The 12105-nt window shown below is 45.0% G+C and carries 13 protein-coding genes; 7 read left to right on the forward strand and 6 right to left on the reverse strand.

The features are described 5' to 3' along the window. Nucleotides 1–681 precede the first annotated feature (681 nt). Together PSE7367_RS18455 and psaK are read left to right on the forward strand one after the other, a co-directional pair. Nucleotides 682–2469, forward strand: coding sequence for a CHASE2 domain-containing protein (locus tag PSE7367_RS18455; RefSeq protein ID WP_198013529.1), 1788 nt, complete (start codon nt 682–684; stop codon nt 2467–2469). Between the two features lie 348 nt (nt 2470–2817). Then, complete coding sequence (psaK, locus tag PSE7367_RS18460) at nt 2818–3072, forward strand: photosystem I reaction center subunit PsaK (RefSeq protein ID WP_198013531.1); 255 nt, start codon at nt 2818–2820, stop codon at nt 3070–3072. Nucleotides 3073–3238: 166 nt separating this feature from the next. Here psaK and PSE7367_RS18465 read toward each other — a convergent pair whose 3' ends face one another. Further along, nucleotides 3239–4099 (reverse strand): sulfurtransferase, encoded by an 861-nt coding sequence (locus PSE7367_RS18465; protein WP_015146080.1) that lies wholly within the window; start codon nt 4097–4099, stop codon nt 3239–3241. A 25-nt stretch (nt 4100–4124) separates the two neighbouring features. Then, nucleotides 4125–4598 carry a DUF6220 domain-containing protein gene (locus PSE7367_RS18470; RefSeq protein WP_015146081.1) on the reverse strand — a complete coding sequence of 158 codons (474 nt, stop codon included), beginning with the start codon at nt 4596–4598 and terminating at the stop codon, nt 4125–4127. Nucleotides 4599–4742: 144 nt separating this feature from the next. Here PSE7367_RS18470 and PSE7367_RS18475 point away from each other — a divergent pair, with 144 nt between their 5' ends. Next, nucleotides 4743–5468 carry a helix-turn-helix transcriptional regulator gene (locus tag PSE7367_RS18475; protein WP_015146082.1) on the forward strand — a complete coding sequence of 242 codons (726 nt, stop codon included), beginning with the start codon at nt 4743–4745 and terminating at the stop codon, nt 5466–5468. Nucleotides 5469–5590: 122 nt separating this feature from the next. Beyond that, complete coding sequence (locus PSE7367_RS18480; protein ID WP_015146083.1) at nt 5591–5932, forward strand: hypothetical protein; 342 nt, start codon at nt 5591–5593, stop codon at nt 5930–5932. Between the two features lie 460 nt (nt 5933–6392). Here PSE7367_RS18480 and PSE7367_RS18485 read toward each other — a convergent pair whose 3' ends face one another. Next, nucleotides 6393–6587: a hypothetical protein gene (locus PSE7367_RS18485; protein ID WP_015146084.1), complete on the reverse strand. Its 195-nt coding sequence runs from the start codon at nt 6585–6587 to the stop codon at nt 6393–6395. Between the two features lie 813 nt (nt 6588–7400). Here PSE7367_RS18485 and PSE7367_RS18490 point away from each other — a divergent pair. From PSE7367_RS18490 to PSE7367_RS18500, 3 genes are all read left to right on the forward strand, one after another. Continuing rightward, complete coding sequence (locus PSE7367_RS18490) at nt 7401–7598, forward strand: hypothetical protein (protein WP_015146085.1); 198 nt, start codon at nt 7401–7403, stop codon at nt 7596–7598. Between the two features lie 454 nt (nt 7599–8052). Further along, on the forward strand, nt 8053–8484 hold the full coding sequence (locus PSE7367_RS18495) for a hypothetical protein (RefSeq protein WP_015146086.1): 432 nt from the start codon (nt 8053–8055) through the stop codon (nt 8482–8484). Nucleotides 8485–8585: 101 nt separating this feature from the next. After that, on the forward strand, nt 8586–8900 hold the full coding sequence (locus PSE7367_RS18500; protein ID WP_015146087.1) for a hypothetical protein: 315 nt from the start codon (nt 8586–8588) through the stop codon (nt 8898–8900). Nucleotides 8901–8907: 7 nt separating this feature from the next. Here PSE7367_RS18500 and PSE7367_RS22240 read toward each other — a convergent pair. The 3 genes from PSE7367_RS22240 to PSE7367_RS18520 form a co-directional block, all read right to left on the reverse strand. Further along, nucleotides 8908–10040 (reverse strand): IS630 family transposase gene (locus PSE7367_RS22240; RefSeq protein WP_156800460.1). Its coding sequence is split into 2 segments (ribosomal slippage): nt 8908–9611 and nt 9611–10040, totalling 1134 coding nucleotides; the frame shifts between segments, so codons are not numbered across the junction. 258 nt (nt 10041–10298) lie between these two features. Further along, the gene (locus PSE7367_RS18515; protein ID WP_015146088.1) at nt 10299–10514 is read right to left on the reverse strand and encodes a hypothetical protein; all 216 of its coding nucleotides are present in this window, start codon (nt 10512–10514) and stop codon (nt 10299–10301) included. 418 nt (nt 10515–10932) lie between these two features. Continuing rightward, nucleotides 10933–11859, reverse strand: coding sequence for a replication protein RepA (locus PSE7367_RS18520; protein ID WP_015146089.1), 927 nt, complete (start codon nt 11857–11859; stop codon nt 10933–10935). Nucleotides 11860–12105 lie beyond the last annotated feature (246 nt).

Consider the following 12105-nt stretch of genomic DNA (forward strand, 5'->3'; position numbering starts at 1 on the left):
ATCTAAGCTGAATATATTGGTTTGTGTGCTGATCCAGCGTAACTATAACTGTGTGATCGTAGCGCTTAGCCAGATGGTTGAATTGATCGCTGGCTTGACAGAACCTAGTGGGTCTCTGTCTATCAAAGCGAAGCCATATGCATGAAACATATTTAATTAATATTAATGCCTCAACATTAATACATCAACATCAATGCATTAGTTGAATAACAGGCAGCTACTTAGCCTTGCAATGCCGATCGCGTAGCCATAGTGACTATTGGCAGCAAAGTAAGGATTTTTAGCAAAGGACTTTTGAGCCAGTCTCAATCCTCTGGCTGAATATGATTACATTTGCAGGGTCAACCTCTGTGGGATTGAGTTGTTGGGATTGTTGAGATTGCTTAATTGGTTCAAGTCAGGGTTAGCTATAGCTGAGATCTAACTCTGTGGCGATCGCGCATGAATACGATTGGGAATGGCTATGATCAGATATATCTAATCTATCTAAATTGACAATTGACATCTGGTTAAAGTTATTAAAAATGCGCTCAAAACACACAAGTAACTTGCTTGTAACTTGCTTGTAACTGACTGAAGGCTTATCAAAGCTGGATTGAAAGTAAGCATTGATTAAAGCCATATGACAGCAGAAATTAGGGTTTGATGCGGCAACTCGGAAATAGGAGTAAGCTCTTTTGGTTGGCATTACTAACGGCACTATTAGCAGTGGTGCTGGTGGTTGTGGTGCGATCGATCGGCTTGCTCCAGTTGTGGGAATGGTCGATGTATGACCAGTTTTTTCGCTGGAAGTCAGATGAGCCAATCGAGGAGCGGATTGTCATAGTTGGCATTACCGAAGCAGATATTGCCTGGGTCGATCAATATCCAATTCCCGATCGCCTTTTGGCGGAGGCTCTGCTTAAACTAGAAGCCCTCGAACCCAATGTGATTGGGCTGAACCTGACTCGCAATGTGAAAGTTCCCCCAGGCCACGAGGAGCTTGAGGCTGTGTTTGCGCAAATTGATAATTTGATTGGTGTGGAACGAGTTATTGTCCAAACGGATTTGGATTTGGCTCCGCCCATTCTGCGCGATCGTGGCCAGATTGGCTTTAGTGATGTGGTGTTGGATGGGGATGGCAAAATCCGGCGCGGCTTGCTGGCCATTACCCCGGCTAATCAAGAAACACAGCTAAGCCTGGGCGCATATTTGGCGATCGCCTATTTAGATTCACAGGGGATTGAGCCCCAGAATCTGGCCAATGGCTCGATTCAATTTGGCAATATTGTCACCACTCCTTTTGCCGCTGCCGATGGTGGTTATGTTCGTGCTGATGCCGGGGGCTATCAATTGTTGGTAAATTGGCGCAAACCATTGCCGGGAATCCCCAAAATTAGCCTCCAGGATGTGATCGAGGGGCAGGTTGAACGATCCCAAATTCAAGATCGGATTGTGTTAATTGGCATGAATGCTGCCAGGGCGGGCGAAAATTATTTTACCCCCTTTAGTCCGGTGTCATTTAATTCCCAAGCGCCACTCGATTATGTCTATGGGGTGGATTATCATGCTCAGTTTGCCAGCCAATTGATCAATGCGGCGTTGAGCGATCGACCGATTATTCGTGGTTGTGCGGCGCATTGGGAGTATTTGCAAATGTATGCCTGGGCGACGGCGGCAGCGCTGGCTAGTCTCTGGTTGCGATCGCCCCTCAAAATTATACTGATTGGTCTGGTGTTGACCACGATTGTAACTGTCTATAACTATGTCGTCTTTTGGCAGGGGTTGTGGTTGCCCTTGGTGCCTACGATCCTGTCGATCTTAGTGGCAGAGTTGTTGGTGATGATCTATAACTATCAGCGTTTATGGCGACTAGAGTCTTTGCACCGCACCTTGCAACAGCAGGTATCGATCGATTATTTAACCCAGATTGCCAATCGTCGTCAGTTTGATCGGTATTTGGACTATTGCTGGCAACAACTGCGATCGCAGCAAAAGCCGCTGTCGTTAATTATGTGTGACATTGATTTTTTTAAGAACTATAACGATTTCTATGGCCATGTGAAGGGGGATGTTTGCTTGCAGCAGGTGGCCAAGGTGCTCTATGAAACGGTGAAAATGCATAACATCGCTGATTTTATCTATCAAGATAGTGATGGCACCAGGAAATTAGCGAATAATTTAACCGGCTATCGGCAAATGTCCCAAAATGCGCTGGTGGCAAGGTATGGCGGTGAAGAGTTTGCGATCGTGCTGCCGGGGGTGGAAATCGACATGGCGCGTAAGATTGCCTTGCAGGTGCGAAAGCAGTTATATAAACAACGCTTGTCCCATGAAGGTTCAATGATTAGTGATTTTGTGACGATGAGTTATGGGGCTGCTTGTATGGTGCCATCGCGGAGTATCAGACCCCATATCATTGTTGACTTGGCTGATAATGCGCTGTATCGAGCTAAACAGAGCGGGCGCGATCGGGTGTTTGTGTTGTAGCTACTGTAGATCTAGCAATAGATTTGGCGATCGCAAAATAGCTTGATTTAGCATAAATATTTAGCATCAATATTTGGCATCAAGACTTAGCATAAATACTTAGATTTTGTTAATAATTGCTACAACTAGGCACCCTAGTTACCACTATTAGGCAAAAATCAAAAGATATATCAATTTTTTATCCTGCCTCACTTAGACTTACTGGCAGGATTTGTTTACTTCGCTAAACGTTTAGTAAGTAAGTTTCTGGATATTAAATTCCAGGTTTTCTGCTGTTTTTGAGTTTATCAATTTCTAAACTTATTAATTTATTAAATCCCTCTAAAAGGAGTAAATATGCTGTTTAATTTGCATTCCCTGATCGCTGCTGTGCCCTCCACCAGTGATTGGAATATTGGTATTGGCATTGTGATGATTATTTGTAATGTGTTGGCGATCGCCTTTGGCAAATATACGATCGATAAGCAGAATGAAGGCGGTAGCTTGCCTTCTTCCGAATTGTTTGGTGGCATGGGCTTGGGTGCATTGCTGGGCACCACCAGTTTTGGTCATATTCTGGGTGCTGGTGTGATTTTGGGCTTGCAGAATACTGGCGTGCTGTAGATATCATGCTGTAGGCACTGAATCATGCTGTAGGCACTAAGGCATCGCGGCAAGGTGATTGATTCGGAACCGAAGTTGAAATATAACCCCCATTATTCGTAACTCTTGATTGAAGCGGCGATCGATGGGGGCTATTTATTGGTTATTGGTTCTATTCTTGCTATCTTCACCTTTGAACTGGTGTATTAGGCGATCGACTCCACTCATTCCAGGAGCCATCATAATTACGCACCTTGGCATAGCCCAGTAAATATTTCAGTACAAACCAAACATGAGCCGATCGGCCACCAAAGGCACAGTAGGTGAATATTTCTTGATCCGCGCTCATTCCTTTTTGCTCAAATAGCGCTTGCAATTGGTTAAAGGATTTGAAAGTGCCATCTGGATTCAGGGTGAGTAGATTTTCCAGGTGAATTGCCCCTGGGATGTGACCAGCTCGTTCGGTTCCGGTGGGGGGCTGATCCAGAAACAACTTACCACTATATTCTGCGTCGGAACGGACATCCAACAAAACCCGATCGGGGCGATCGATTCCGGCTAGCACCTCTTGGGTCAGGACACGCAAATTGGAGTCGATCGATGGAGTTGGATAATCAGTCGGCGTGAGAGTTGGCACTTCCTGGCTAACTGGTTGATTTTCGGCCAGCCATTTTTGTCGGCCGCCATTTAAGACCCGCACATTTTGATGACCAAACAGACGCAGGAACCAGAACAGCAGTGCACCAATGCCAGGGTATTTACCATAGGTAATCACGGTTGTTTGTGGGGCAATGCCGGAGCGGGAAAGAAGGGCAGCGATCGCATCCGGTTCAAGCTTGAGGCGGAAACCTGGATTAAATAGATCAGTGAAATGCCAGAAAACAGCACCAGGAATATGAGCTTCATAGTATGGCTCAGGGCTCATCCCTGCTTCAATGACACGAATATTAGAATCATGGAGATGCTCTAGTAGCCACTGATTCTCGACCAGAACTTCAGGGTGCGTATAAGTGTTTGGTTTTTGGGTTGGAGTCAAATTAATATTCATTTTGATCCTAATTGTTGATGATTGTTTACGACAGCGAGAGAGTGTGTTTGCGATACTGGGCAGTGCGATGTACCAGCGTGGCAGAGCAAAAAAACAGGGTAAAGCCAAGCAGCGGGTGTAAAATTGCCAGGGGTACTGGTAGCGGTGTTTGCAGGTGGATGGTGAGGAATTGGAGGCCAAGTAAAATCGGCAAGCTGAGGCTTAGCAATTGCAGTCGCTTGGGCAATCGCACCAGGTATGCCCAGACCACCAGAATTAAGGCTAGGCAGCCATATCCCCGCACCAATAGCACATGAATTTGCCACCAGCTAGGGTTGTAGAAATAGGCTAATCCCACTGTGAGCAGTTGCAAGCCTAGACAGAGGTTGAAGCCAATGGCGATCCCATAGAAGCCAATCACTGCCGATGGTGATGGTGGTTGATCATCAGTAGTGGGAGCCGGTGTATCAGCAATCGCGTCGGCTAAATTAACAGGCGGTTGGATCGTAAGTAAGAACATAAAAAGACATCGATTCAATTGGGTGAATTGGCTGGTCTTGCCACAATGCTAAAGTCAGATTAGGGTGATTCTGGCCACCAGCATAGACCTCGATCGGGTACACTTAGCCATGCATAGGGCGATGAGCAACAGGAGCTAAATGGAATGGAGCAATTAACCCAAACTTCGTTACAGGGATTGTTTCAGGCGATCGCTGCGGCTCAAGATGAAGCAGCCCTAAACCAAACAGTGATGGCTGATTTAGGGGCATATTTTGGCGCTACGCGCTGGAAGTTGATGTTTCTGAGCCAATTGCCCAAGATCAATAAAAACAGTCCCCTGGCAATGCGGTTGGCCTTGTCGATCGACCATAATCCGGTATTGCGCTACTTGGTACAGCGTCATGCGGCGGTGCATGATGAAGTGATTCTGCCGCCTGGAGTTTGGCGGAGTATTTGCCCAAGGGCTGATCATAGCCATGTGATGGTAGGCCCGATCGTGAGTGATAGTCAGCTTTTAGGTGGGGTAGCTTTTACCCGGCATCGCCGTGATCCAGCCTTTGATGCCGATGATCTGGCGGATTTAAACGCGATTTGCCTACATATTTCGGCGCGATTGACTAAGCTCCGCACTGCTCAAAACAGCAGCAGTCTTTTAGCTGGCGATCGACAGGATCTAAGCCTGATCAAGGATCAGCGGATTACGCCCAGGGAAACAGAAATTGCCACATTAGTAGCTCAAGGCAGGACTAATCGTGAGATTGGTAAGTCGCTCTGGATTACCGAAAATTCAGTTAAACAGGCGTTGAAGCGGATGTTTAGAAAACTGGAGGTATCATCGCGGGCAGAGATGGTGGCACTGCTGCTGAGGAATAAAGGAATGGCGGAATAGCCCAGGGCGATCGCTACCAATTTACTGATTCTCAAAACTTCTTTTTTATCAATCTGAATTCATCTAAATCCATTTGAGATGGAATGACGTATTACAGATATAACAGATCAAGGAGCAAGATCATGAATCCTCTTTTTCGTACTTTAGCAACTGGCTTAACTACTGCTACGGCAGCAATTTTATTATCGATCGCTCTTCCCACCGCTGCCCGCGCCGAGAAAGTTAAACAAGTAGCCTATAACCCCTTTCAATTAGTTTCCCTGGCCGAACAGGGCACCTTCGCTGAACAGGATATCCCCAGCTACCAAGCCTTGACCCCAGCCTATGAAACTGGCGAATTAACTGGCCTGGAACTAGTTCAGGCTGCTGTCGCCACCAATCGCCTGCCCCAATCATCCTTGAGCGATCAGGCCTATATTAATGCGGTGGATAATCAATTAGCCCATTGGGAAATTGACGACTAGTAATAACCTATTCTTATTCTCATGGCAAGGTAATTTCTAATTCAAGTTAGTTGTGGCTGATTGCATCGCCGCGATCAATCCGTTGCTAATTTAAAAAACAATTCAGAAACCAATTCAGAAACTAGTAAAAAGGAAGTAAGATCACCGAATTATCGGCATTACGTCTAATTGATCAGTAGCTCAGAGTAGAGTATGAATTGGATTAATGCATAGGGGCTAGGAACTAATCAGGGTTAGTAAGTCTATCTTAGTTCTAGCCTCTAGCTTTTAAATATATTAGATATTAGATATTAGATATTAGATATTAGATATATTAGTGTCATCCCCATAGGCGATCGCCCAGGTCAACAGCTTGCCAGAGTTGAATTGATTAGCGAAGTTTTGGTATAACGCTTGCCACCTGTTCCTACATGTTCCTACATGTTCCAGGATGCTAATCATCGCAACTTGACTAATAACCCTATTCTTCGGAAACCAGATCAGGGTAGACCAGCTCGATCGTATATTCCATCAAATCTGCCTCTAGGAAGTCGAGAGGCCGGTTGTTTTTGCTCTTTTCTAGAATTCGTTCAATTTCCTCCGCCAATAAATTACTCAACTTCAAAGCTCTAACTTTTTCTAGAAATACAGGTTCCGGATCAGGAATCGCTTTCATGACTGCCTCTGCTTCAAATTCATGTCTATGCAGTCCAATTTATCTGCCTAACCATAAATCTGACATAATCCAATGTGATGAGATATTCTACTCCAATAGGATATGATAAATTCTCCAATCAGTTAATCCAATTGGAGGATAGATATATATTGAAATATCAAATGGGATTCCAGCCCTTACTAGGGTAAGTTTTTAAAAACCTTTTTCGATCTAAAATGTTGGCTAAAACTACTACAATTTACTAACAAGTTTTATACATCGCTTGCACAGTAATTACTCAGTGATCCAGAAAGAATTTGAGCATTCCTGATAGATGAGTTCGTTCTTTAGTTTTATATCATCTACTTATCGTTTCGATCGTCATGACTCAATCATCCCCTCGTAGTTAATTGACAGCCTTCCAGCGCGATCGCCATATCTAGCCATATCTAACTTAGTTCCTGACCTGGTGATACTTGTCACATGACGCAAGTGATTCATATCAATCCGTTCACCTGCTCAAACTACCATAACGATCTGGTTGAAGTTATCGCCTCGTTGGTTGATCCAGATGGGTGATTTAGCAATCGTGGTTTGGTTCCCATACACAGCGAAGAAGTGGCAACGAAGAATTGAGCCAAAATAGAGCTAAACCTGTCTGGCTAATGCTATTGGCATAAGTAATTCATCCGATCGCCGCGATCAAATCATCCATTGGCAGCAAGCTAAAAGTTTCTCATCAGCTTAAGTTATGCATATAGGAATATAGCAGTTTCTAGGTAATGAATATGTGGAACTAAAACATATATAGACTTAGATAGATTGAGAGTAGACATGAATATGGAAAAAGATATAGGCATACTTCTGGAGAATGAGCATGAGTTTATTGGCATAGCTAATGAGCTAAATCTGGATAATTTTTTGATTGAAGGCATTAAGTTCACTTTTGAAAAGCTAAGGTACGGAGAAACGCTTAGCCATGCTGAATATAGGCTACTTGAAGTTTTCTTAGAACTACTAGAGACAGGGTAAATCAACCTAATCGATTAAATTAAGTTGATTGAATTGACTAGCTAAATATAATTAAGCTCCGATCGCCATGGTTAATGTTTCCGCCATGGCTTACTCTGCGTCAAACGGAAGTTGGTTGAAGCTCATTTTGGGTTGGTCAGTAAACTAACTGCAACCTAGTTGTTAGCTAACTTTTGGGCATTGCCAAGAGGTCAATCCAGCGATCGCTTCATTTGCTGTGTTTTGGTCATCACAAAGCTGCTTAAATCATACTTATTTAGAATCATACTTATTTAGAATCTACTTGCTTAATAGATATGCGAATGGATTTGAGCTTCCCTGCGCAATTGCATTCTAAAAGATTCTAAAAACCGACAAGGTATTACCAAATATAGCTTGTGGCGATCGTTTAACTTTCTTTGCGGTGCTAGAATGAGGGCAAATTAACCTTCTTGTTCTAGGAGAGAAAAGAATAATGACCATTGCCGATGGACTCTTCGACCGCAAGGATGCACTGCTGAGTAAAATTGATGGCAGTAGCGATCCTGCTTTTGTTAACAACCTGGCTCAGATCGCTACGGTTTTTAATGCGCCCCTACCCGCTCAAATGATTGATATTATTGGGGCTGAGAATTCTGCTGCCTTTACCTTGCCCGCTCGCCTCAACTTTGCCCATATCGGCACTACTACCATCGCATCGCGTACCTTGAAACTGCAATATACCTCAGACAATGGCAGCAATTGGTATGACACAGGGATTGAGGTAACCGCCAATACCAATAATCCTACCCGCCTCACCGCCGATGATCTGGCGCGATTGGCTCCTTTGTGTGGGCGCAAAGACTTCTTTCGGCTTAATTTGGATATGAACGATTCGATTACTACGATTTGGTATAGCAGCAATTAGGGCTGCCGTCAGATCGCTTGAATTTGGCATAACTTTTTAGTTGTTCCTGTTTGTTCAATTTTTTATTCAATTCTGCTTACCTAGTTTCAGGAGTATTAATCATGGCTTTATCCAGTCAGCAAATTCTTAGTTTGATTGAAAATGCCGATTTTGTGCGCAAGTTGGCGGTGAATGGGTTTGCGATCGCGGGGCTAATTATTGGCGAGGCGGCCAGCACGATCGGCCGCGATGAACGACATAACTACGCGATTCAGTTAATCAATCAAGACCCCTTGGATCATAAAAATCGCTTTTGGCGTGCCTATGCGGCCACGGTTTTGAGCATTGATACCAGCCTCAGTGAGAGTAGTGATGATGCAGCTTTGCAAACCGCGATCACCAATAGTTGGAACGATCTGGCCGGAGTTAAGAACTAGTGGATTGTCAGCTTTCAATTTGTGGGTAAAGTCGCTTAAGGCGAATACGAGCATCTGCAGTTGTGAATTGCCAATCTACCGACTTCTGCAAATGATTACGCTCAATGAACCAAGCTGATGTTTCTTGTTCAAGAGTTTCTCGATCTGGGATCCGTCGATCCAGACATTGTCGGGTTAGTGCAGACAGCTCGATTTCGGCAATATTTAGCCAACTTCCATGTTTGGGCGTATGGTGAATTTCTAGCCGTTCGACCAACCGACGCGCAGTGGACGGAGCAAAGGCCTGATAGAGCGAGGCAAGTTTGTGAATGTTCAAATTGTCACATACCAAAATGACAGTCTCGCAATCGGCGTAGTCTTGTTCAAGTAAGCGTTGAATTTCGATCGCCCAATCAACTGAGGTTCTGCGTTCACTCACAACTGCTTTACGCCAACCGGCCAAAGGTTCTGTAAACAAGAAAATATTAGCGGTGCCATTGCGCTCATATTCATAATCTACCAACTCTGGTTGTCCTGATTTAGCCGGCAATGGAATGCGTGTTTGTTTAACCAATTGCACCGGTTTTTCATCCATGCAAATTACCGGATGCTTAGAATCATAGGGTTGGTGATAAATCTCTAGTACATCTTCCATATGAGCAACAAAATCGGCATTTTGCTCAGGTGGAATCACATACTGTTGACGTAGATGTGGTTTCAGTTCGTTTTTTTCAGCACTTGTCGCACGGTCTCGTGACAAATAGCTGGTACAATTTCTAACTCCACCGCTTTATCAGCAAGCAATCGCAATGTCCAGCGAGCATGACCAGCAGGTGGTTCGCTACAACGTAAGGCTATTAGCTTTGCCTCCGACTCTCCATCACATACGTGTGGTCGTGGCGCACTTTGGCGAGGTTTGCGTGCCAAGGCCGACTCTAAACCTCCTTCAATCAATCGTTGACGCAGGTTGGCTACTGTATTGCGATGGCAACTAAAGGTGGCGGCGGCTTCCGCATCTGTCCAGTTCTGGCCATTTATATCGATATTTAACAGAATGTTGGCATGTTTGATTTTATAGGCGGCGGCCTTACCAGTAGACACAAGATTTTGCAGCTCTTCGCGCTCTTCCTTGCTCAAACGGACGATATAGCGTTTAGGCATAATATACTGCTCGGATAACATAGGTATAGTTTATCCATCTTTCCCTTAACTCACAAACCCAAGATTGACAGAACACTAGGTAGGGATATAAAAAGATCTAAAGGTGATCTGGGGCGCTGGAAATGACCTGCATTCAGCGATCTGGATTGGGAGCTTTGATATTAGGGCGAGTTTGGCGTTGCTAAACAAATTGCTCATACCATCAGGGATATGGGTGATGAGGTCAATCGGTTGGTTAGGCAAGCTGTACCTCTGATCCTAAGAGTATTTGGAATAGATCACTTTGTAGCGCGGTTTAAAGCGGATCGTCAGGGTCATTTCATGATCATCAGCGGTTTTAATATAGACATTGAGGCCGGATTTATCCCGGTGCTGATAGACAGAGCCAATTTCATGCCAGGTGTCTTTGCCTTCTGATGCTGCCACATCATAGACCGAGCCGATCGGACGGCGAAATGTACGTTTTTCATTCATCCTTTAGCCATGTCGCATTTATCAACAAAATGCAAGCTTGGGCTTTATCTAAATGCTGGCGCTGGTGAACTGAGCCCAAATCCTAAAAAAAACAAAATCAAATATTTTTAAACTTTGTGGTGGTTGTCCACGCTCCGGCGTGGATCACTACAGGTATATAGATTTATAGGTTCTATATATAGGGGCTGATTGGAAAACCCCAGTGAGTAACGAATTGAGGTAAGAGGGCGTAAGTGTTTCACCGTAACGAGCGTAAGTCTTTCACCCTGGATAATTCGGTAAGTGCTTCTTTTTCTTGCTCTCTTATGGTGTAAGCGTTTCACCGTGGATAACTCGTTTTACACACATGGATATGTGGATAAATACAGGTGTAAGTATTTCACCATGGAGGGTTGAAGCAATGAAAAGTTCATTCCGGCTAGCGTTTGGCTGGATTTGGTCTAACTGAGGGGGTGCTGGGCACGATCACCAGACCTTTGCTGGTATTGTTCTCGATCACTTCATTGAATTGCAGCGCTGGATAGACGGTTTGTACTTTGTGCAGGCTGTTTTTGATTTCGACTTTGAATTGACGTGAGTTACCAAAGTCGCCACCTAGCTGCATTTGTAGGGCGGGCCAGGGGATATATTGCTCTTTCTTTTTCTGGCTGGCAATATAGGTTTTGTAGGTGGCCCAGGCATATAAATCCAAGGCTAATGGCGATCGCTTAATTGCCTTCAAGATACGCAGATCTAGTGGAATGGGTGCAGCGAGGATTGCTTCATAGAATTTTTCGCCCAGTTCAATCTTGCTATCGAATAGGGTTTGCTGGTCGGGTTGTTTGGGGTTCCACCAGATGTCGCCGCTATCGGCGATGTCCATGTTCACCCAGCTTTTGCCTTCAGCTAGCGGATTACTGTGGCGATAGTCAAAGCTGATTTTGGCTCGAAACAATCGCTCCATTTGATTGATCAGGCGTTTGCGATCGCTGCGTTTGCCGCCGCCGGTGTTGGGGCTAAGGCCTACTTTGCGTAGGAAATCATTGCAGCTGTCACCGAGCTTGAGGGTGCGTTGTTTGGTGCGTAATACTTCGGTGTTGATCCAGAACAGCAATAGGCGCGGGATGCTGCCATAGGGATAGCCGATCAGGGTGTTGGTGGTAAAGTCCCAGCCAGGGCGGATGCCCAGGGTGAGATCGCCATTGCTGCGGCTCCACGCTGGTACATCGCCCGGATCTCGATATGGCAGGGTCACTTGCACCAGTTGACGGGTCAGGAATGCTTTTTCATTCTCTGGCACTTCTGGGGTGGATTGGACCGCAGCCGCTGCGTCGAGCAAGCGCAGATGCGATGGTTTAATGGACATGTTTCAATCCTTTTCCAGCTCAGCCTATGGTGACTTAATGGGCTGAGCAAGGAAATCTTAGTCATACAGCAGACTTGGGCACATGTGTTATTGCTCTCATAACAAAATTGTTATACTTTAATCCAGAAATGGTATGCGTGATGTAATTTGGATGGGTGTTAGGCGACAATTACCTTGGCGTCTGGATGACGATTACTTGGCATAAAAAGATGATCGCCAGCAAGGATATGAGATCGCAAGTGGAGG

It is taken from the genome of Pseudanabaena sp. PCC 7367, from assembly GCF_000317065.1.
GTDB lineage: Bacteria > Cyanobacteriota > Cyanobacteriia > Pseudanabaenales > Pseudanabaenaceae > Thalassoporum > Thalassoporum mexicanum.